The 21,967-nt window shown below is 68.3% G+C and carries 15 protein-coding genes and 1 pseudogene; 11 read left to right on the forward strand and 5 right to left on the reverse strand.

Going from position 1 to position 21,967, the window contains the following annotated elements:
- The first annotated feature begins 93 nt into the window (after positions 1–93).
- A complete protein-coding gene (locus tag J2X98_RS16805; RefSeq protein WP_307310418.1) occupies positions 94–2,202 on the forward strand; it encodes a DNA gyrase/topoisomerase IV subunit B in 2,109 nt (702 codons plus the stop codon).
- 79 nt (positions 2,203–2,281) lie between these two features.
- On the opposite strand, the gene J2X98_RS16810 is transcribed toward J2X98_RS16805, so the two are convergent.
- Together J2X98_RS16810 and J2X98_RS16815 are read right to left on the reverse strand one after the other, a co-directional pair.
- Positions 2,282–3,274 (reverse strand): M56 family metallopeptidase, encoded by a 993-nt coding sequence (locus J2X98_RS16810; RefSeq protein WP_307310420.1) that lies wholly within the window; start codon positions 3,272–3,274, stop codon positions 2,282–2,284.
- A gap of 6 nt (positions 3,275–3,280) precedes the next feature.
- Positions 3,281–3,664, reverse strand: a complete 384-nt coding sequence (locus J2X98_RS16815; protein ID WP_015936823.1) for a BlaI/MecI/CopY family transcriptional regulator — start codon at positions 3,662–3,664, stop codon at positions 3,281–3,283.
- Between the two features lie 263 nt (positions 3,665–3,927).
- Here J2X98_RS16815 and J2X98_RS16820 point away from each other — a divergent pair, with 263 nt between their 5' ends.
- Genes J2X98_RS16820 through cydD form a run of 3 tightly spaced genes read left to right on the forward strand, consistent with a single transcriptional unit; the run spans position 3,928 to position 10,048 of the window.
- Positions 3,928–5,526: a cytochrome ubiquinol oxidase subunit I gene (locus tag J2X98_RS16820; RefSeq protein WP_307310425.1), complete on the forward strand. Its 1,599-nt coding sequence runs from the start codon at positions 3,928–3,930 to the stop codon at positions 5,524–5,526.
- A gap of 15 nt (positions 5,527–5,541) precedes the next feature.
- A complete protein-coding gene (cydB, locus tag J2X98_RS16825; protein WP_307310428.1) occupies positions 5,542–6,591 on the forward strand; it encodes a cytochrome d ubiquinol oxidase subunit II in 1,050 nt (349 codons plus the stop codon).
- A 1-nt stretch (position 6,592) separates the two neighbouring features.
- Positions 6,593–10,048: a thiol reductant ABC exporter subunit CydD gene (gene cydD / locus J2X98_RS16830; protein WP_307310432.1), complete on the forward strand. Its 3,456-nt coding sequence runs from the start codon at positions 6,593–6,595 to the stop codon at positions 10,046–10,048.
- 30 nt (positions 10,049–10,078) lie between these two features.
- Here the strand turns inward: cydD and J2X98_RS16835 are convergent, their stop codons facing one another.
- On the reverse strand, positions 10,079–10,597 hold the full coding sequence (locus J2X98_RS16835) for a DinB family protein (RefSeq protein ID WP_307310435.1): 519 nt from the start codon (positions 10,595–10,597) through the stop codon (positions 10,079–10,081).
- Positions 10,598–10,666: 69 nt separating this feature from the next.
- Between J2X98_RS16835 and J2X98_RS16840 the strand changes: the two genes are divergently transcribed.
- Positions 10,667–11,659 (forward strand): ABC transporter ATP-binding protein, encoded by a 993-nt coding sequence (locus J2X98_RS16840; RefSeq protein ID WP_307310438.1) that lies wholly within the window; start codon positions 10,667–10,669, stop codon positions 11,657–11,659.
- Positions 11,649–12,449 (forward strand): ABC transporter permease subunit, encoded by an 801-nt coding sequence (locus J2X98_RS16845; RefSeq protein WP_307310441.1) that lies wholly within the window; start codon positions 11,649–11,651, stop codon positions 12,447–12,449. Before J2X98_RS16840 ends, J2X98_RS16845 begins: the two co-directional genes overlap by 11 nt.
- Positions 12,450–12,504: 55 nt before the next feature.
- On the opposite strand, the gene J2X98_RS16850 is transcribed toward J2X98_RS16845, so the two are convergent.
- On the reverse strand, positions 12,505–15,021 hold the full coding sequence (locus J2X98_RS16850; RefSeq protein ID WP_307310444.1) for a DNA gyrase/topoisomerase IV subunit A: 2,517 nt from the start codon (positions 15,019–15,021) through the stop codon (positions 12,505–12,507).
- A gap of 76 nt (positions 15,022–15,097) precedes the next feature.
- On the opposite strand from J2X98_RS16850, the gene J2X98_RS16855 reads away from it, so the two are divergent.
- Genes J2X98_RS16855 through J2X98_RS16870 form a run of 4 tightly spaced genes read left to right on the forward strand, consistent with a single transcriptional unit; the run spans position 15,098 to position 20,531 of the window.
- Positions 15,098–17,782: a bifunctional acetate--CoA ligase family protein/GNAT family N-acetyltransferase gene (locus tag J2X98_RS16855; protein WP_307310447.1), complete on the forward strand. Its 2,685-nt coding sequence runs from the start codon at positions 15,098–15,100 to the stop codon at positions 17,780–17,782.
- A gap of 41 nt (positions 17,783–17,823) precedes the next feature.
- A complete protein-coding gene (locus J2X98_RS16860; RefSeq protein ID WP_141940919.1) occupies positions 17,824–18,567 on the forward strand; it encodes a DUF5998 family protein in 744 nt (247 codons plus the stop codon).
- Between the two features lies 1 nt (position 18,568).
- Positions 18,569–19,789, forward strand: a complete 1,221-nt coding sequence (locus J2X98_RS16865; protein WP_141940920.1) for an alkaline phosphatase family protein — start codon at positions 18,569–18,571, stop codon at positions 19,787–19,789.
- A complete protein-coding gene (locus tag J2X98_RS16870; RefSeq protein ID WP_307310451.1) occupies positions 19,782–20,531 on the forward strand; it encodes a thymidine kinase in 750 nt (249 codons plus the stop codon). Before J2X98_RS16865 ends, J2X98_RS16870 begins: the two co-directional genes overlap by 8 nt.
- 54 nt (positions 20,532–20,585) lie before the next feature.
- Here J2X98_RS16870 and J2X98_RS16875 read toward each other — a convergent pair whose 3' ends face one another.
- Positions 20,586–21,149, reverse strand: coding sequence for a dihydrofolate reductase family protein (locus J2X98_RS16875; protein WP_307310454.1), 564 nt, complete (start codon positions 21,147–21,149; stop codon positions 20,586–20,588).
- 106 nt (positions 21,150–21,255) lie between these two features.
- On the opposite strand from J2X98_RS16875, the pseudogene J2X98_RS16880 reads away from it, so the two are divergent.
- Positions 21,256–21,967 (forward strand): annotated as a pseudogene (locus tag J2X98_RS16880) (HNH endonuclease signature motif containing protein); the annotation flags it as partial.

A 21,967-nucleotide genomic window follows, 5' to 3' on the forward strand; every position in this document is an offset into this window, starting at 1 on the left:
GGGTGTGGCAGGCGCCTGTCGGCGCCGCCGGCGACTACCCTAGAAGGTGCGGTCCCAGCGCCGCTTCCACGTCCCTGAAGGAGTTCATCACCAGTGGCACCAAGCTCTGAGTACACCGCCCGGCACCTCTCCGTACTGGAAGGCCTCGAGGCCGTCCGCAAACGCCCGGGCATGTACATCGGCTCAACCGACTCACGCGGCCTCATGCACTGCCTCTGGGAAATCATCGACAACTCCGTGGATGAGGCCTTGGCCGGCTTCGGCCACGACATCCGCATCATCCTCCACGCGGACAATTCCGTGGAGATCCACGACGACGGCCGCGGCATCCCCATCGACAAGGAGCCCAAGACGGGACTCACCGGCGTCGAAGTGGTCTTCACCAAGCTGCACGCGGGCGGCAAATTCGGCGGCGGCTCCTACACCGCCTCCGGCGGCCTCCACGGCGTGGGCGCCTCGGTGGTCAACGCCCTGTCCTCGCGACTCGACGTCGAGGTGGACAGGGGCGGCAAGACCTACCGGATGTCCTTCCGCCGCGGTGAACCGGGCCGGTTCAAGGACACCGGATCCCGCCTCGACCCGGCGGCACCCTTCACGCCGTTCGTCGACGACTCCGTGCTGGACATCGTGGGCAAGGCCAAACGCGGGGTCACCGGAACGCGGATCCGCTACTGGGCCGACCGGCAGATATTCACCCCCGACGCCAAGTTCTCCTACGAGGACCTGGTTGCGCGTGCCCGCCAGACCTCCTTCCTGGTGCCCGGCCTCAAGCTCACCGTCCGGGACGAACGCAGGCTTGCCGGGACGCCCGGCGAAGCAGGCCCGCACGAGGAGGTCTTCCACCACGACGGCGGCATTTCGGAATTCGCTGAGTTCCTGGCCGTTGATCCGGCAGTCACTGATGTCTGGCGGCTGCACGGAGCAGGGAAGTTCAAGGAGACCGTCCCGGTCCTGGACGAGCGGGGCCACAGCCAGCTGGCCGAGGTGGAGCGCGATTGCGAGGTGGATGTGGCGCTGCGCTGGGGCATCGGCTACGACAGCACCGTGCGCAGCTTCGTGAACATCATCGCCACCCCCAAGGGCGGCACCCACCAGTCAGGCTTTGAGCAGGCGTTGGTCAAAACCTTCCGCAAAGCGGTGGAGACCAATGCCCGCAAGCTTAAGGCCGGCAATGACAAGATCGAAAAGGACGACATCTTCGCCGGCCTCACCGCGGTGCTGACGGTGCGGCTGGCCGAACCCCAGTTCGAGGGACAGACCAAGGAAATCCTCGGCACCAGTGCCGTCCGCGCCATCGTGGCCCGGGTGGTGGAGCGGGAGATTTCCGCCAAGCTGGCCTCCAGCAACAAGAACGACAAGGCCCAGTCCTCGCTGCTGCTCGAAAAGATCGTCAACGAGATGAAGTCCCGCATCTCGGCCCGCGTGCACAAGGAGACGCAACGGCGGAAGAACGCGCTGGAAACGTCCTCGATGCCCACCAAGCTCGCTGACTGCCGGACGGACGACGTTGAACGTTCGGAACTGTTCATCGTGGAAGGCGACTCGGCGCTGGGCACTGCCAAACTGGCCCGCTCCTCCGACTTCCAGGCCCTGCTGCCCATCCGCGGCAAGATCCTGAACGTCCAGAAGGCCTCGGTGGGGGACATGCTCTCCAACGCGGAGTGCGCAGCCCTCATCCAGGTGGTGGGGGCAGGATCCGGCCGCAGCTTCGACATCAGCGCCGCCCGCTACGGCAAGGTCATCCTCATGACGGACGCCGACGTGGACGGTGCCCACATCCGTACCCTGCTGCTGACCCTTTTCTTCCGGTACATGCGGCCCATGATCCTCGAGGGCCGGGTCTTCGCCGCCGTTCCGCCGCTGCACCGGGTGGAAGTCATCAACGCCGGCCAGAAGGCCAACGAGATGATCTACACCTACTCCGAGGCCGAACTGCACGTGCTGCTGGCCCGCCTGGCGAAGGAGGGGAAGCGGTACAAGGAACCGATCCAGCGCTACAAGGGCCTGGGGGAGATGGATGCGGAGCAGTTGGCCGAAACCACCATGGACCCCCGGCACCGCACCTTGCGCAAGGTGGGGATTGAAAACGCCCAGCAGGCGGAGGAGATCTTCGACCTGCTGATGGGCTCGGACGTGTCGCCGCGCAAGGACTTCATCATCGCCGGCGCATCCAGCCTGGACCGGGAGCGCATCGACGCCTGACGGGCGCACCGCTTTCTACAGGCTCAACCGCTGGCACCAGGCAGCCACAACCACCGGCGTGAACAACGACGGCGACGCTTCAGCCGAGCAGTCCCGGAACCACCAGCAGTGCCGTGGGCAGCGCCAGCAGGAGGACGCTGCCGGCCATGACGGCGGTGCGGACGGCGGCGGGAAGCTGGGGCTGGGGCGTCAGCAGGCGGCTGACCCGCGACGCTGCCGTACGGACTGAATCCGAGCCGGGACCGCCGGAGGCCGCCTCGAGGCCGGACAGTGCAACGGTGGGCGACGCCGGGCGGATATCACCGGTGCCTCCATTACCTGCCGAGCCGCTGGCCACAATGGCGATGGCCTTGATGAGCGTTGCCTTGCTTTCGGTGCGGAGGGCAACGTCGTCGGCCAGCATTTCAATGAGCGAGTTCACCGACTCCTGGGCGAGCCGGGTGGTGGGCAGCCACGGGAGTGCCTGCCGCCACGCCGCGAATGCCCACAGCAGGAGGTGGTGCCGCTGGCTCAGGTGGGCATTCTCGTGGATCAGGACGGCACGCAGTTCCGCCGGTTCGAGGGCAGCCATCAGGCCATCCGACAGGACCGTCACGGAGCGTGCGCCACCCGGAAGGCAATAGGCCACGGGGGAATCGTGGCTGATGACCAGGGTTCCGGCGTCCTGGCCGGATGGCGAGGCCAAAAGGGCGAGCAGTTCACGGTGCCGGCGCCGCTGCCGCTGGATCTTGTAGTAGGTCAGCAACAGTGTGAAGACCAGGTGGGCAGTGAGCAGCGCGGCGGCGGACAGCGCAAAGATATGCCAGAAGCCCAGTGCGGTGGTGGGAGCGTTGAACAAAACCATTCCGGCAAGCGCCCGGAGCCCCGCAATGAGGTTGTCCCCGATGGGCTCCAGCCCGTAGACCAGCATGGCACCGATCATCGAAAGCCCACCTGCGAGCGCGATTGCCTGCCACAGCAGCATTGCCGTGAACGGAGACCTGGCCGGCCACTGTGCCCGCCACAGGAGGATCGGCACCGGCCACGCCAGGATTATCGCAAGGACCGCCAGCAGGTATGAGGCCCAGAACATGGTGTGCTAGACGTGGCCCAGCAGTTTGCGCAGCGTCTCGGCTTCACCTTCGGACACGGACCCGATGAACCGGGCCAGGACGGCTTCGCGGTCCGGCGCCGATCCGAGGACCTCGTGCATCAGTTCCGCGGTGTGGTCCGCACGGCTGGACACCGCCTGGTAGCGGTGGGGCCGGGTTCCGCGTTCGCGCTCCACCAGGCCTTTCTTCTCCAGGCGGGAGAGGACGGTGAGCACCGTTGTGACGGCCAGTTCCTTGCCTTCATGGCCCGGTCCGCCCTGCGCGGCGGACGTGCGCGCCAGTTGATCCCTCAGGGTGTTGGCCGTAGCCGCTTCCTGGCCCGCCCAGAGCAGGTCCATGACCGCCCGTTCCAGTTCACCAAGACTAGCCATTTCACTTTTCCTTTATTTCCCCGCACCGGGCGCTTTGGGGAGCACGGTGACGTCACGCGGTTGTTCAACTACAGACTTAAATTTACCCCGAAACCCGGGAACCTTCTACATCGGGTAGAACATCTGGCGCGCCGCACCCCGGCGGGGGATCCTAGGGGGAGGGCGATTCGTTTTCGTACCGCCATCGAGGATGTTCTACACTTTGTAGAAGTTGGAGTTCTACGTAGCGTAGAAAACTGCATCGGCTAACAGTAGGGACCGCCATGGACGCCTTGGAAATCGCACGCTGGCAATTCGGCATCACCACCGTTTACCACTTCATGATGGTGCCGCTGACCATCGGCCTCGGCCTGGTGGTGGCCGTCATCCAGACCGCCTGGTTCCGCACGGGCAAACCCGAGTACCTGCGCATGACCAAGTTCTGGGGAAAGCTGTTCCTCATCAACTTCATCATGGGCGTCGCCACCGGCATTGTGCAGGAGTTCCAGTTCGGCATGGCATGGAGCGAATACAGCCGCTTCGTGGGCGACGTCTTCGGTGCCCCGCTGGCCCTCGAGGCGCTCTTGGCCTTCTTCGTCGAATCCACCTTCCTGGGACTGTGGATTTTCGGCTGGAAGCAGCTCAAGCCGGCCATCCACCTCGCATGCCTCTGGGTGGCCGTCATCGGTTCAGCCCTCTCCGCCTACTTCATCATCGTGGCCAACAGCTGGATGCAGCACCCGGTGGGCGTGCAAATGGTGAACGGCCGGCCCGTCATGACCGACGCCTGGGCGGTCTTTACCAACAACACCGCCCTGGTGGCCGTCCCGCACACCCTGTTCGGCGCCCTTGCCGTAGCCGGCGGCTTCCTCCTTGGCATCGCCTGGTACCACCTGTGGCGCAGGCGGCACGACGGCGTCGACACCGTGGGTGCCGACGGGCGGGTCATCCCCGGTGAGGACACGCGCATTCCCGGCCGGGACCGCGCCGACTACAGCGTGTGGATCCGGTCCCTGCGCATTGGTGCCGTGGTGGCCATGATCTCGTTCGCGGGCACGGCCGTCACCGGTGACCTCCAGGGCAAGCTCATGTTCCAGCAGCAGCCCATGAAGATGGCCGCCGCCGAGGCCGCCTGCCATGACGGCACAGGCTTCTCCGTACTGAGCGTGGGCAACGTGGGCTCGAAGAACTGCGATGACGTCGTGGCAGTGATCGAGGTCCCCGGCATCCTCTCCTTCCTGGCCAAGGGCGACTTCACCACCGAGGTGAAGGGCGTCAACAGCCTGCTTCCCGAGTACAAGGAAAAATACGGAAGCACCGTCCCGGACAACCCGATCTACGGTGACCGCGCCGGCCAGGAGATCCAGTACGTGCCCGTCATGGAAGTCACCTACTGGGGCTTCCGGATGATGATTGGCTTTGGCGGCCTCGCCGCGCTGGCTGCGCTGGTGGCACTCTGGATCACCCGCAAGGGGACGGTGCCGGAATCCCGCTGGCTGATGCGATTGGCAGTGTTCGGCATCCTTGCACCCTTCGGTGCCAACGCCGCCGGCTGGATCTTCACCGAGATGGGCCGCCAGCCCTTCGTCGTGGCGCCCAACCCCGACCCGAGCGGCATCGACCAGGTGTTCATGTTCACCGCCGCCGCCGTGTCACCCGGGGTGTCCGCGGGCGAGCTGATCGCCTCGCTGGTTGCCCTGACCGCGGTGTACGCCGTCCTGCTGGTGGTGGAAGTGAAGCTGCTGGTCACATACATCCGCGGCGGCGTGGTCTCCGCGATGCCGGAACTCGGCCACGCCCCGACGGACGAGAACGAGGATGAAACCCCGGGCCCCGACGGCGGCTCCAAACCCGCTGACGACGTCCTGGCCTTCGCCTACTAGCAGAGGAAACACACAATGGAACTGCTGCCCACCATCTGGTTCATCGCCATTGCGGTGCTGTGGACCGGCTACCTTTTCCTCGAAGGCTTCGACCTGGGCGTAGGGATGCTGATGAAGCTCTTCGCCCGCAACAACACCGAACGCCGCGTGCTCCTAAACACCATCGGACCCGTCTGGGACGGCAACGAGGTGTGGCTGCTCACCGCAGGCGGTGCCACCTTCGCCGCCTTCCCGCTCTGGTACGCCTCGTTGTTCTCCGCGCTCTACCTCCCGCTGCTGGTGGTCCTGCTCGCCCTGATCTTCCGCGCGGTGGCGTTCGAATACCGCGGGAAGGTGGACACCGACAGCTGGCGCAACCGCTGGGACTGGGCCATCGCGCTGGGGTCCTTCCTTGCGGCTTTCGGCGTCGGCGCCGCGCTGGCCCTCACCACCACGGGCCTGCCGCTGAACGCCAACGGTGACCGCGAAGGCGGTCCCATGGCCTGGTTCAGCGGTTACGCCCTGCTGGGCGGGCTCGCAGTGGTGGGTTTCTCACTGCTCCACGCCCTGGCCTTCCTGGCACTCAAGACCGACGGCGACGTCCGGCACCGGGCGCGCCAGTGGTTCGTGCGGCTCCTGCCGGTCCTGCTCCTGCCCATTGCGGCGTGGGCCCTTGCCATCCAGTTCCTGGACGGGAAGCCCTGGACATGGGCCGCCGTCGTCCTGGCCGTTGGCGCGGCCGCCACCGCGTGGCTGCTGGCCCGCAGAGGCTCCGAAGGCAGGGCGTTCCTGTTCCTGGGCGCCTTCCTGGTGCTGGGCACCGCCTCCATCTTCGGTGCCGTGTTCCCGGTGGTGCTCCCTTCCACACTGGACAGCGCCTTTGACCTCACCATTTCCAACGCCTCGTCCTCGAACTACACCCTGGGACTGATGAGCATTGTGGCGGCCTTCGGGCTTCCCCTGGTCATTGCCTACCAAGCCTGGACCTACTGGGTGTTCCGCCGCCGCGTCAGCGCCGCGCACATCCCGGAGGCCCACAGCTTCCTCCCGGCCATTGCGGCCAAGGCCTTCACCACCAAGGGCTGACGTGCGGCCCACCTTCCCGGCAGGCCCGGCAACCCGATCAGCCATCTACTGGCTGGGACTCCTGGCGGCGCTCAAAGCCCTGTCCCTGGTCCTCATCGGCCAGGCCGTGGCCTCCGTCCTGGCGGGGCTCGCCGCCGGGAACCCTGCCTGGGGGAGCCAGCTGACCGCCGGACTTGCCGGCGTCGTGCTCCGCTCCCTGACGGTATGGGGACAGGCCGTCGCCGCCCGACGGGCGGCACTCGGGGTCAAGGAAGAGCTTCGCGGGGAGCTTCTGGAGCGCGCCCTGCGTACCGGCGTTCGCGCTTCAGGGCCCGGCGACGGCGGCCTGGCGGTGCTCGCAACGCGCGGCCTGGACGCCCTGGACAGCTACTACACCCAGTTCCTTCCCGCGCTGGTCAACTGTGCCGCCATTCCGCTGCTGCTGGGCGCCCGGATCCTCTTCGCGGACTGGGTCAGCGCGCTGGTCATCGTGCTCACCGTGCCGCTGATCCCTTTGTTCATGGTGCTGATCGGCCGGTACACGCAGGACAGCGTGCGCCGGGCCCAGGCGTCGCTGGCCCGGCTGTCCGCCCACATGCTTGAACTCGCCAAGGGCCTGCCGGTCCTGGTGGGCCTGGGCAGGGCCACAGCGCAGCGCAAGGCCCTGGAGGAGATCTCGGAGGAGTACCGGTCCCGCACCATGGGGACGCTGCGGACCGCGTTCCTGTCCGCGTTGGCACTGGAACTCATCGCCACCATCTCGGTGGCCGTGGTTGCTGTGTTCATCGGCGTCCGGCTGGTCCACGGTGACATGCCCCTGGAAGCCGGCCTGCTGGCCCTCCTCCTGGCGCCGGACTGCTACCTCCCCCTGCGGGAACTGGGCACCGCACACCATGCCAGCGACGACGGCCGGGTGGCCCTCGCGGAAACCGCCGCGGTGACCGGTGCGCCCGAACCAGCCCCCCTGCCCGCTGCCAGGGCCGGCAGGCCCGGCGCCCCGCTCGAGGTCACCGCACTCACCGTGACGTATGGCGGACGGTCCGCGGCCGCCGTCGGGCCCCTTACCTTCACCGCGCCCCAGGACAGGATTACGGCGCTGGACGGGCCCAGCGGCGCGGGCAAGAGCACCGTCCTGGGCGTGCTGGCAGGCACCGTCGGCACCGATGGCGGGACCGGCAGCACGGGTACCCGCATCACCGGATCCATCAGCGGCCTGGACCGCCGGCTGGTGGCCTGGGTGCCGCAGCATCCTGTGATGGTGGCCGGAACGGTCCTGGACGAGGTGCTGCTTTACCTGTCGCCGGATACTGCCTACGGCCCGGACCGGTTCACCGCCGAGGACGCGGCACGGCAATGCCTGGAACGTGCGGGAGCCGGACACCTTGCAGCAAAACACCAGGCGGAGCTCAGCCCGGGAGAGCTGCGGCGCGTGGCACTGGCCCGCGGGCTGGCCCGGATCGAGGCCGGAGCGACGCTCCTGCTGCTTGACGAGCCCACCGCACACCTGGATGACGCGTCCGCAGCCATCGTGGAAGAAGCCATCCGGCGGCTGCGCGGCAAGGTCACCGTGGTCCTGGTGGCCCACAACCAGCGCACCCGGCAGCTTGCGGACGTGCTGGTGCCGGTAAAGCCTGCGGGCAAGGTTGCGGCAGGGCAGCACGCGGACGGCGTCCTCCTGTCCGCAGCCGCCGCGCCCCCCGACTTTCCGGAAAGCAACTCCCCGGGCGGCGGGGACACCGGCAGCACGCCACCGGCGGACACCCGGGCCCCCGCCCAGTCCGCAACTGGACCGTCCGCAACCGGCACTGCGCGCCTCCTGGCAGCGCTGCTTGCCCCCGTCCGGGGCAAATTCGCCGCCGCGGCCCTCGTCGGCACCCTCGCGGCCATTTTCGCCGTCGCGCTGTCCGGCCTGTCCGGCTGGCTGATCATCCGCGCCAGCGAGCAGCCGCCCATTCTTTACCTCCTGACCGCCATCGTGGGGGTGCGGTTCTTCGGCATCGGCCGGGCCGTTTTCCGATACTGGGAGCGGCTGCTGCTGCACGACGCCGTGTTCGCCGCCCTGACCCGCCTGCGCGGCCGGCTTTGGGAAGCCCTGAGCCGCAGGGCCCTGTCGCTGCGCCGGTTGCTGCAGGGCGGCAACGTGCTGGGCACGGTGATCGACGACGTCGACACCGTCCGCGACCTCCTGCCCCGCGTGGTGTTGCCGCCCGTCACGGCGCTCGCGGTATCCGCCCTGGCGGTGGCAGCCACCGGAATGCTGGTGCCGGCAGCCCTTCCCGCCGTGGTTGCCGCAGCTGCCTGCGGCCTGCTCCTGGCGCCCGCCGCTGCGCTGTGGGGCGACCGCAGGTCGGCGGCCGGCGAGCAGTCCCTGCGATCGGGCGTCCTGCGCCGCGTGACGGCAGCCCTGGACGCTCGCGCCGAACTGCACGCCAACGGCGTAGCTCCCCGCGTGCTTGAGGCGCTGCTGGCCGAGGACCGGGAAGCAACCCGCGCCTCACAGCGCTCTGCCTGGGCTGACGGGCTGGGACACGCCGTTGCCACCGCCGCATGCGGCACGGCGGCACTGGCTGCTGCCTGGCCGGCCGCCCCGAATGTCCTCGCGGCGCAGGTTGCCCCGGCCACGGCAGCCGTCATTGTCCTCCTGCTCCTGGCACTCGTGGAGCCCTACGCGGCGATGACGACGGCGGTGCGCCAGTTCCCGGCGCTCCGTGCCGTCCTGCGCAGGGTGGGGGAGTCCGGCGCACTCGAGGACGGCACTGACACCCCCGATGGTCTGCAGTCTGTTCCCGGCAGGACCAGCGCCGAGCCAGGTGTTGAGCTGGTGGACCTGGCCGCGGCGTGGCCGGGAGGCGCACCGGTCTTCTCGGGCGTGGACGCAGTGGCCGCGCCGGGGCACTGGCTGGCGGTCACCGGCCCCTCCGGCTCGGGAAAATCCACCCTGCTCTCTGTCCTGCTGGGTTTCCTGCCGCCGGCGGCCGGATATGTGAAGGTCACCGGCCGCGCCGCGTGGTGCCCGCAGGAGGCCCACCTGTTCGACTCCACCATCCGCGGGAACCTGCTGCTGGGCAGGGCGCCGGGCAGCGCTGACGCGGGCAACGCTGGATCCCGCGCAGGGGATCATGAGCTGGAAGCCGTCCTGGCCGCCGTCGGACTTGACGGGCTGGTAGGCCGGCTGCCGGCGGGACTGGACACCCGGATCGGACCCGGGGGTGCCTTCCTGAGCGGCGGAGAGCGCCAGCGCCTGGCGGTGGCACGGACCCTGCTGACGGGCGCGGAAGTGATCCTGCTGGATGAGCCCACCGCCCACCTCGACGCAGAGTCCGCCGCCGCCATGCTGGCAGACCTCCGCGCCGGCTTGCGCCACCGCACCGTGGTGCTGGTGACCCACAACCCCGCGGACATCCATGCCGGCGACGCCCGGTTGGACCTCTCCGTATGCGCGGAGCGGCCGTGGGAGTCGCTGGCCCGTTCGCGCTGAGGTCCGGAAGGGGCTGCGCGGCCCGCTGTCCTAGCCGTTGACGTCGTGCAGGTGGTGGACGACGTCGTGCAGGAAGTATTGCGAGAGCGTTAGGACGGTGAATTCCGAGCCGTTGCTGCGCAGGCCTTTCCGTCCCCAGTCCTCTTCGGGAACCTGGGCGAAGGATTCGGCGGCTTCGTGCCCTTCCGCTGCCAGTTCGGGCCCCACCTCGGACGGGTCGGCGTTGGCGTAGTCCTTCTCGATGGCCGTCCGGTCCTGGTCCCAGTCCGCGAAGCGGGCACCGTCCTCGGCCAGCATGAGGTTCAGGCGTTGGGCGAAGAGAGTGAACACGTCCCGCACGTGGCAGGCGTACTCCGCGGGGGACCAGGTGTCGTCGTCCGGACGCTGGGAGGCGTCCGGGCGGCGGAGGACGGCCAGCCAGCGGGGAATCATGCTTTCGATGCTTCCCGGAACCGTTGCCGGCGTGGCGCTCGAGGCATTGAAGGAGCACTCCGGGCAGGGACGGGACAGGACCCAGGTCCAGTCCTTCTCATCAGGAACGATAGGCATGGGAGCAGTCTAGGCGCTGCGGGCCGAAAGACTCTGGGATGCCGCCTTCCGCGCGCCTACCGTTGCGGCATGAGCCCGGAAACGCGCAGGGGCAGGGAAGACAACGAAAGCATGGTGCAGCTGGCCGGCCTGACCAAGAGGTTCGGCCGCAACACGGCGCTCGACGGCGTGAGCCTCACCATCGGACCCGGCGAGGTGTTCGGCTACCTCGGCCCGAATGGGGCGGGCAAGACCACCACCATCCGGCTCCTCATGGGGATGCTGCGGCCCACGTCGGGCACGGCGTCCGTGCTGGGGTTCGATGCGTGGCGGCAGTCCAGGGAAGTCCACCGCCTGGTGGGCTACGTGCCCGGCGAGCCGGCCCTCTACGACCGGCTCACCGGGAACCAGCACGTGGCCTACTGTTCCCATCTGCGCCACCGGGACGACCGCCGCCGGGCAGCCGGGGTGGCAGACCGGCTTGAACTGGACCTGGACCGTCCGGCCCGGACGTTGTCGCGCGGGAACCGGCAGAAGCTCGCCGTCGTCCTGGCCGTGATGTCGCAGCCGCGGCTGCTGGTCCTGGACGAGCCCACCAGCGGCATCGACCCGCTGGTACAGCAGACTTTCCACTCCATCCTCCGCGAGCACACTGCCGGCGGCGGTTCGGCGCTCTTCTCCTCCCATGTCCTGGGTGAGGTGGAGCGCGTGGCGGACCGGATCGGGGTGGTGCGCGCGGGGCAACTGGTGGCGGTGGAGCGGCTGCAGGACCTTGCCGCCCGCTCCCTCCACCGGGTGCGGGCCCGCTTTGCCGTGGAGGTGTCCGCCGCGGAGTTCGGCGGTGTGCCCGGCGTGCGGGACCTGCTGGTGGACGGCCACACACTAAGCTGCAACGCCCCGCAGTCCGCCCTCGACGCTCTGTTGAAGTTGGTCAGTGCACGGGAGGTGGAGGACTTCGAATGTTCCGAAGCCCCCTTGGAGGAGACATTCCTGAGCTACTACGGAATGGACGGTCAACCAGGACAGACGCCACCGGCGGCCGCCGGAACCGTTGCCCGAACGGCGGCAGGCCATGCTCACTAGCGTCCTCACGAAGACACTCCGGGACCAGGGCCGGCTGCTGCTTGCCTGGGCCCTCTCCCTGGCGCTCATTGTGGCCACGTATGCAGCAATCTGGCCGTCGGTGAAGTCGCAGCCGTCGATGAGCGATTTCATCGACCAAATGCCGGAGGCGTTCCGGTCGTTGTTCGCCACCTCCAGCGCCGACATGTCCACTCCCACGGGGTACATCCAGGTGGAACTCCTGTCCTTCATGGGACCCATTGCCGTGCTGATCTACGCCATCAACGCGGGCGCGGGGGCCATCGGCGGGGAAGAAGACCGGCACACGATGGACCTGCTGCTGTCCAACCCGGTGGGACGGGGCCGGGTGGTGGTGGACAAGTTCCTGGCCATGGTGCTGGGCACGTTCCTGCTGGCCGCGGTCATGGGGTTGTCACTGGTGCTGGAGGGCAACCTGGCAGACATGGTCCTTCCCCCGGACAAGGTGGCGGCCGCCATGCTGCACCTGGCGTTGTTGGGCGTTGTTTTCGGCTCCCTGGCACTGGCGCTGTCGGCGGCCACGGGACGGACGGGACTGAGCCGCGGCATCCCGGCCGTCCTGGCGGTACTGGCGTACATCATCAACGCGCTTGCGCCGCTCGTGGACGCCTTTGACAGGATCCAGGAAGCCTCCCCGTTCTTCCAGTACATCGGCCAGGACCCGCTGCGGAAGGGGGTTGCGTGGGACAGCGTGCTGGTGTCCGCCCTCACCATCGCCGTGCTGGTGGCGCTCGCCGTCCCCGGCTTCCGGCGGCGGGACGTGGCCGGCTGAGCTCCAGCTTGTCCGTATCCCGGGCCTGTCCTCCGAGGAGAAGCCCCGGCCGCTGCTAGGCCTCCGCCGACGCGCCGTCCGCCCATGCCATGGCGGGGCCCACTGCATCCACGGCCTGCGAGAGCGGGACACCTGAGCCGTCGCGGCGGCCATGTTCCTGCGGCAGCGACCTGGCAACGCCGACGGCGGACGAGGCCTTCGCCGGTCCGTGTCCTGCCCAGCCCAGCAGGAGCATGTCCTCGCCCTTGAGGAACCGGTGTGCCCGGACGCCGGCGGTGGCGCGTCCCTTGGCCGGGTACTCGGAGAAGGCGGTCACCTTGGCAGTGCCCGGGGCGGTGCCGGGGAGGGCGCCGTTGGTGCCGGCGATGGTGACCACGACGGCGGCCTCATCCTTGGGCTGCACCGCCCCAAAGAAGACCACATGGTCGCCCGCGGCAAGTTTGATTCCCGCCATGCCGCCGGCGGTGCGCCCCTGCGGCCGCACCGCGGAGGCGGGGAACTTCAGGAGCTGCGCCTCCCTGGTGATGAAGACCAGTTCTGCGTCATCCGCGCCCGCGGGAGCCACTCCCACCACCGCGTCTTTGTCTTTGAGGGTGATGACTTCCCAGTCTTCGCGGTTCAGGGGGTAGTCAGGCTGGACGCGCTTCACCACGCCCTGGGCGGTGCCGATGGCCAGGACCTCGTCAAGGCGCACGAACGCCACCAGGGATTCGCCCTTCACCAGGGTGAGGAACTCCTTGGCCGGGACGCCGCCGGCGAGGTTGGGCAGCCCGCCCACTGGTGCAAGCACGGGCATGTCCATGACCTGCAGCCGGAGCATGCGGCCCAGCGAGGTGACGGCCGCGATTTCGCCGCGGGCCGACGTCTTGACCACTGAGGTGTACACGTCATGCTTGCTGCGGGGACCGGCCTCGGCCAGGGGATCCTGGTTGGCGGTGCGCGCGACTTGTCCGGAGGCTGTGAGGATGGCCCAGCAGGGGTCGTCGGCGATCTCCAGGGACAGCGGCGCCGCCTTGCCCTTTTTTCCGTTGGCCCCTGCGATCTCGGCGGCCACGGTGGGGGAGACAGCTTCCGACTCCAGCAGGACGGTCCGGCGGGGGGTGCCGTGTTCCTCGGCAATGGCGCCGAGTTCGTCGGACACCACGGTGCGGAGCAGTTCCTCCGAGTCCAGGATGGCCTGCAGTTCCGCGATCTCGCGGCGGAGCTCGTCCTGTTCCTTTTCCAGTTCGATCCGGGAGTACTTGGTGAGCTGGCGGAGACGCAGTTCCAGGATGTAGTTGGCCTGGACCTCGGTGAGGTCGTAGATGGACATCAGCCGCTCGCGGGCCGCCGCGGCCTCGTCCGAGGACCTGATGATCTGGATGACTTCGTCGATGTCCACGATGGCGATGAGGAGGCCTTCCACCAGGTGGAGGCGGTCCTTCTTCTTGCCCAGGCGGAAGACGGTCCGGCGGCGGACCACGTTGATCCGGTGGTTGACGTAGACGGACAGCAGGTCCACCAGGCCCAGCGTCTGCGGCTGGCCATCCACCAGGGTGACGTTGTTGATGCCGAAGGAGTCCTCCATCGGCGTGTACCGGTAGAGCTGCTGCAGGACGGCGTTCGGGTTGAAACCGTTCTTGAGCTCGATGACCAGCCGCAGCCCGTGCTTGCGGTCGGTCAGGTCCACGATGTCGCTGATGCCCGTCAGCTTCTTGGCGTTGACCGCGTCCTTGATCTTCTCGATGACCTTTTCCGGGCCCACCATGTACGGCAGTTCGGTGACCACCAGGCCGGTGCGGCGTGCCGAGAGCTGCTCGATTTCCACCTTGGCCCGGGTCTTGAAGGAGCCGCGGCCGGTGGCGTAGGCGTCCCGGATGCCGTCCAGGCCCACGATCCTGCCGCCGCTGGGCAGGTCAGGGCCGGGCACGAACCGCATGAGGTCTTCCAGCGTGGCGTCCGGGTGGGCGATCAGGTGCCGGGCAGCCGAGATCACTTCCACCAGGTTGTGCGGGGCCATGTTGGTGGCCATGCCGACGGCGATGCCTGTGGCGCCGTTGACCAGCAGGTTGGGGAACGCGGCCGGAAGCACGTCCGGCTGGGTGAGCTGGTTGTCGTAGTTGGGGACGAAGTCCACCACGTCTTCGTCGAGGTGGTTGGTGAGGGTGAGGGCGGCCGCCGCCAGCCGGGCCTCGGTGTACCGCGGTGCCGCCGGGCCGTCGTCGAGCGAGCCGAAGTTGCCGTGCCCGTCGATCAGCGGCAGGCGCAGGGAGAAGTCCTGGGCCATGCGCACCATGGCGTCGTAGATGGCGGCGTCACCGTGCGGGTGCAGCTTGCCCATGACCTCGCCCACCACGCGGGCGCTCTTGACGTGGCCGCGGTCCGGGCGAAGGCCCATGTCGCTCATCATGTACAGGATGCGGCGCTGCACCGGCTTGAGCCCGTCGCGGGCGTCCGGAAGCGCCCTGGAGTAGATCACCGAGTACGCGTACTCCAGGAAGGAGCCCTGCATCTCGGACGTGACATCGATATCGACGATGTTCTCCGTGTAGTTGTCGTCTGCGATGGGGGCTGGACTTTGGCGGCGGGCCATGGGGTTTGGTGGATCCTTCTGGGGGTGCTGGCAGCTTTTCGGGCATGCTGCGGGAGTTCTTGGCTAGGCTAAGCCTATGGTGGATCAGCCCGGGGACGGCGAATATCCGGAACATTGGGAGGCCGATGTCGTCCTGCGTGACGGCGGAACCGCGCACCTGCGGCCCATCCACCCGTCGGATGCCGACGCCGTCCAGGCCTTCCACACCGGGCAGTCGCAAAATTCAATCTACATGCGCTTCTTCGCGTTCAAGGCCAGGCTGTCGGCCAAGGAACTCAAACGCTTCACCGAAGTGGACTACAAGGACCGGGTGGCGTTCGTCATCACCATCCACGGCGAGATCGTCGGCATCGGCCGCTACGACCGCCTCACCGACCCCACCGAAGCTGAGGTGGCGTTCAACATCGCCGACGCCCACCAGGGCAGGGGCATCGGCTCCATCCTGCTGGAGCACCTGGCAGCCGCCGCGCACGAGAACGGGATCCGCAAGTTCACCGCCGAAGTGTTGCCGGAGAACCGCAAGATGCTGATGGTGTTCTCCGACGCCGGCTACGACGTCAAGCGGCACTTCGACGACGGCGTCGTCAGCCTTGAGTTCAACGTGGAGCCCACCGAGAAATCGCGCGCCGTCATGGAATCCCGCGAGCACCGCGCGGAGGCGAAGAGCGTCCGGGACCTGTTGACGCCGTCGTCGGTTGCCGTCATCGGAGCCAGCCGCAAATGGGGCACCGTGGGGTACCAGCTGCTGGAGCACATCATCGAAGGCGGCTTCCATGGATCCGTCTACGCCATCAACCCGGAGGCGCTGGAACTGGCCGGGATGATCCCCTACGGCAAGCTGTCCGAGGTTCCCGAACCCGTCCAGCTGGCCATCATCGCCGTGCCCTATGAGCAGGTGGCCGGCGTCGTGGAAGACTGCGCGGCTGCCGGCGTCAAGGGCGTGGTGATTGCCACGGCAGGCTTCGCGGACGACGGCGAACGTGGCCTGTTGCGGCAGCGCGCCCTGGTGCGCCAGGCCAGGGCCAACGGGATGCGGGTGATCGGGCCGGCGTCGCTGGGCATCGCCAACACACACCCGGACGTGTCGCTGAATGCGTCGATGGCGCCCACTATGCCACTGCGTGGGGGCCTGGGCCTGTTCAGCCAGTCGGCGGCGATCGGTGTCTCGCTGTACGCAGCGTCCAGCCGGCGCCGCCTCGGGCTCTCAAGCCTGCTCTCGGCCGGCAACAGGGCCGACGTGTCCGGCAACGACATGATGCAGTACTGGGAGGACGACGCCGACACTACCGCCGTGGGCCTGTACCTGGAGTCGATTGGCAACCCGCGCAAGTTCTCCAGGATCGCCAGGCGCCTGGCCCGCACCAAGCCGGTGATCGTTGCCAAGTCGGACACCATGGGATTGCGGCTGCCGCCCGGGCACGCCGTCCGGACCACCCAGGCGCCGGCCGGCGCCCTGGACGCCATGCTGCGCCAGTCGGGCGTAATCCGCGTGGAGACCGTGGAAGAGCTGGTGGACGTCGCCCAGGTGGTGTCCGGCCAGGCGCTTCCGGCCGGCCCCGACGTCGCCATCTTCAGCAACTCCCAGGCCTTGGGCAACGTGGTGGCGGACAGCGCCGTGGCGCACGGGCTGGGCGTGGCCCAGGTGGTCTCCGGCCTCGACCTGGACGCCGGTCAGTCGGTGGCGCTCCCCGCGCTGCGGAAGGCCCTCAGTGACGCCCTGGCCCCGGATACCGTGCACGCCGCCGTCGCAGCCCTCCTGCCTGCCCGGGGCCTGACCGTTGACGCCGTGGCCCGGGTCCTGGCGGAGTGTGCGGCCGCGGCGGGGAAACCCGTGGTGGCGGCGTTCAGCGGCATCCTGGATCCGGCCATCAACGTTGAGGGCCTGGTGGGTGCCGACGCGTGCACCGTCCCTTGCTTCTCCAACCCCGGTGCCGCCGTCGCAGCGCTCGCCGCCGTGGTGCGGTACGCGGAATGGGCTGCCCGCGACCAGGGACAGTTCGTGGAACCGGCAGGCTGCGATCCACGCAAGGCCGAGGCCGAACTCGATGAGCTGCTCCGGGACGTCACGGGTGAACAGCTCAAGCAACTGGAACCGGCGGCAGCGGCTTCCCTTTTGGGGCATTACGGCATCACCGTTCTGCCGTCGGCGGCCTTCACCACGCCCGACGAGGCCGTGCAGGCGGCGGAAGCTCTCGGCTGGCCCGTGGTGCTGAAGACCACGGACCCCGCCCTCCGGCACCGGCTGGACCTTGGCGGGGTGCGCCTGGGGATCGAGGACGCCGAATCGCTGCGCCAGAACGTGGTGCAGATGCGGCGGGCGCTCGCCGCCTACGGAGACCCGGCCCTTGAGGTCCAGTCCATGGCAGCGGTGGGCCAGGCCTGCACCTTCCGGGCCATCGAAGACCCGTTGCTTGGCCCGGTGATTTCGTTCGGCCTCGCCGGTGACGCCGTCAACCTCCTCGACGACTGGGCCCACCGGGTTCCGCCGCTGTCCGCCGCAGACGTCCACGACTTCATCCGTGCACCCCGGGCCTCACGGAAGCTTTTCGGCTACCAGGGGCTGCCGGCCGTTGACGTCCAGGCGCTGGAGGACCTGGCCGCGCGGCTGGCGTGGATGAAGGACAACCATCCGGAGATCGCGCTTGTGGAATTCAACCCTGTCCTGTGCGGTACTTCAGGGGCGACCATCCTCGCCGCCGATGTCCGGATCGGCAACGCCGCACAGCGAACGGACAGCGCCCGGAGGGCCATGCTGGGCTGACGCGGTTAGCAAGTGACCGGACGATCTGTGAAAATGGGGGCATGAGCTTCCAGCCTCCCGCTTCGGCGCCCGAAACGCCCGGAAATGAAAACCAGGCAGTCCGCCAGCACAGCTCACACAACCACGGCATCCAGGGCCAGAGCCTGGAAGACGCGCTGCAGAGGGCAGGATTCTACCCGCGCCTCGTGTCGGACGTCGTCGACGACGCACTGGACGGCCGGGACTGCGTGGCACACCTGGTGCACCTGGAAACCCACTTCGACCGGGCCGAGGTCCGCCGCCATATCACGGTGCTGGTCCTGACCGCTGACATGCTGGTCATCACGCACGTGGATGACCAGCAACTGGACGAAGCCGGGGAGCAGATCGTCGCCCAGATCTCCACAGAGTCCGTCCCCGTGGCGCAGATCCGCTCGGTGGTCCTGAGCTACATGTACGCCCAGCCGCAGGACTACAAGCCCTCCGACCCCGTCCGCGAACTCACCCTGTCCATCGCCTGGTCCGGGGGCCAGCGGCTGGACATGGGGCCGGCCAGCTGCGGGGACCCGCAGTGCGAGGCCGACCACGGCTACACGGGGACCATCGCCCAGGAAGACATCGTGCTGCGGATCAGTGCGGAGGCAGACGGACTCCAGGCCGTGCAGGACGCCAAGCTCTTCGCCAGGGCGCTCCGCGCGGTCAACACCGGTTCCGCTGCCCCCGTATCCCACGCACAGTCCATGGCGCCCAGGCCGCGTTCCGGAGTGTTCGGCAACAGGCTCAGCCGCGGACACCAGCAGCGCTGAGATGCCGGACGACCACCACGCCGTACAAGCCTCCGCACGTACTTCCGACCTTCCGCCGGCTCCTGCCTATGGCCACCGCTCGATCGCCGAGGTCCTCACCAGTGCGGCAGCCAGCCTTGGCGTGGAGGGTTTCACCAACACGTTGGGGCTGCCCGACGCGTCCAGGGTCTGCGTTGTGCTCGCGGACGGCCTGGGCAGGAACCTCCTGAAGCAAAAGGCCGCCCATACGCCCTTCCTGCGTGCGGTGATGCAGTCCGGGCAGGGCGACGTGCCGGTGTGGCTGGACTCCGCCTTTCCCTCCACCACTGCAGCGGCGTTATCCAGCTTCGGGACCGGGCTCCCCGCCGGACAGCACGGCATGGTGGGCTACGACGTCCTGGACCCTGACCAGGACAAAGTGGTCAACCTGCTGGGGAACTGGGACCCCGGTGTGGACCCCTCTGACTGGCAGCCGTTCCCCACCGTGTTTGAACGGATCGACGCGCACGTGGACGTGAGTACCGTCAGCCTTTCCCAGTTTGACGGGTCGCCCATGACCCGCGCTGCGCTGCGCGGGGGCCGGTTTATCTCCGGGATGACCGCACACGCGCGCACCGCCGCTGCCGCCGAGGCCATGGCCGCCGCCGGCCCCTCCCTGATGTATTTCTATGTCAATGAACTCGACAAGGCCGGCCACCGTTACGGCTGCCGTTCCGAGCAGTGGGAACACCAGCTGGAAGAACTCGATTCCACCGTCAAGCGGCTCAACTCCTCCCTCCCCGCCGGCACCACGATCCTGCTCACTGCCGACCACGGCATGCTGGACGTCCCGGAATCCCAGCGCATCGACTTTTCGCAGGACCCCGGGCTGGTGGACGGCGTCCGGCACACGGCCGGCGAGCCGCGGATGGTCCACCTGTACCTGGAGGAAGCAGCCGCAGCGGACGGGGCCGCGGAGCGTCTGCTCGCCGCCTGGAAAGGCCGGTTCGGTGACCGGGTGTGGGCCTTCACCCGGGATGAAGCCGTGGCCGGTGGACTCTTCGGTGACGTGCGGCCCGCTGTCGCGGGCAGGATCGGTGACGTGATGATCGCGGCGCGGGACGCCGTCGCGCTTTACGACGGACGGCGGATGCGGCCCACCGCCATGGAGGTGGTGGGCCAGCACGGCTCCCTGACCAAGGCCGAGCGGGAGGTCCCGCTGCTGTGCTTTACCGCTGAAGGAAGGACCCGCCGCCGTGGCTGAGCTCATCTTTTTCTCAGGCACCATGGACTGCGGCAAGTCCACCCTTGCCCTGCAGATGGACTACAACCATCGGGCGCGTGGCCGCGGGGGAGTTCGCTTCAGCCGGAACGACCGGGCGGGCGAGTCCCGCATCTCGAGCCGCCTTGGCCTGGAGACGGACGCAGTGGAGGTGCAGGACACCACCGACTTCTGGGAGGAAGTCATGATCCGCCGTACCCGGGGCCAGCGCATCGATTACCTCATCTGCGACGAAGCCCAGTTCTACACTCCCGGGCAGGTGGAGCAGCTGGCCAAAGTGGTGGACGAAATCGACGTCGACGTCTTTGCCTTCGGCATCACCGCCGATTTCCGCACCCGGCTCTTCCCCGGTTCCCAACGCCTGATTGAGCTTGCGGACCGGGTGCAGGTCCTGCAGGTGGAAGCGCTGTGCTGGTGTGGCCGCCGGGCCACGCACAATGCCAGGACGGTCGATGGCGTCATGGTCACCGAGGGCGCCCAGGTTGTGGTGGGCGACGTTGACATGGTGGTTGAGGCCGCGGCCCCGACCGAAGCGGAGCACGCTCCGGTCGTGGGGTACGAGACGCTGTGCCGGCGCCACTTCATGCGGCGGGTGACGGCGCACGGCGCCTCCCTGATGGCACAGCAGGACCAGTTGCTGCCGTTCGAGGTGGATGTCTGCCTTTGGCACGGTTCCGGTGGCCCCGGCGAGCCGGGCGGTCCCGCCGAACCGCGCGGAGCCTAGGCTGACGGGCAGGACTTGGGCAGCCCGATACCGCGCTGATTCGACGACTGGCACTCAGCTCCTGGTCTCGTATCTGGTAAGGAGTACGCCGTCGGGAAACGTCCGCGTTTCCACCAGGCGCAGGTTCACCCAGCTGTCCAGGGCTGTGAAGAACGGCGTGCCGCCGCCCACCAGGACCGGATGAGTGACCATCACGTAGTCGTCGATGAGCCCGGCCCGCATGGCCGCTGCGGCGAGGGCGGCGCCCCCGATGTCCATGGGGCCGCCGTCGTCCGCCTTGAGCCGGGTGATCTCGGTGACCGCGTCGCCGGCGACCAGGCGGGTGTTCCAGTCGACCGTGCTGGTCGTCGAGGAGAACACCACCTTGGGCATGTCCCGCCAGCGGCGGGCGAACTCACTCTGCGCCGGTGTGACGCCCGGCTGCTGGTCGGCGGCGGGCCAGTGCGAGCTCATCGTCTCCCACAGCTTGCGCCCGTACAGCGCCAGCTCCGTCGTCCCCACACGGTCGGACCACCATTGGAACAGCTCGTCGCTTGGTACGCTCCAGCCGAGGTCGTCACCGGGCGCGGCGATATAGCCGTCCACGCTCAGGTTCATGCCGAAGGTCAGTTTGCGCATGGCGCCAGTCTCCCGTGGGCCGGCATTCGTTGTACAGACCTTCAGGGCGATGATGGAGATACGCCCTGTAGGCCAGAATGTCGTACCCCCTTGTCATGATGGGTTTATGGGGAAAGCGGCGGTGGTGAGGGCGTTGGCGGAGATGCGTGCTGCCCTTGCCGTGCTGGTTGCGGAGGTGGAGGGCTCTGGTTCGGAGCCGTTTTCGGTGGCTGATCCATTGGCTGGTTTGGCTGACGGCTGCCTGGAGATTCTGGCTGGTGCCCGTGAGGTGGAGGCAGGGATTGCCGCGTTGAAGGCCAGGTCGGCGGTGGTGTACGCGGATGCTGCGTGTGCTGTTGCGGGGCCGGAGGTGCCGGTGCAGGCGCAGGAGATGGCGGTCGCGGCGGAGATCGGGTGTGTGCTGGCGCTTGGGCCGCGGGCGGCGTCGTCGTTCCTGGCCACCTCGCACGCTGTGGTCAAGGAGTTGCCGCTGACCCTGTCGGCGCTGCAGGCCGGGACCCTGTCCTGGGGCCACGCGGTGGCCATGGCGGACGAGGGCGCGTGTCTTGATGCTGCGGGGGCGTCGGCGTTGGAAGCGCATTTCCTGGACCCGGACGCACCTGACCCGGCGCGGGGCTGCCCGGCCGGGCAGATGCCCGCCCACCGGTTCAGGGCCAAGGCCCGCACCTGGCGCGAACGCCACCACGCCGAAAGCATCGAAGAACGCCATGCCAAGTCCGTTGTGGACCGGCGGGTGGAGTTCCGGGCGGATCGGGACGGGATGGCCTGGCTGTCCGCGTACCTGCCCGCTGCCCAGGCGTTGGCGGGGTGGAACCGGC

It is taken from the genome of Pseudarthrobacter enclensis (genome assembly GCF_030811655.1).
GTDB classification, from domain to species: Bacteria; Actinomycetota; Actinomycetes; order Actinomycetales; family Micrococcaceae; genus Arthrobacter; species Arthrobacter enclensis_A.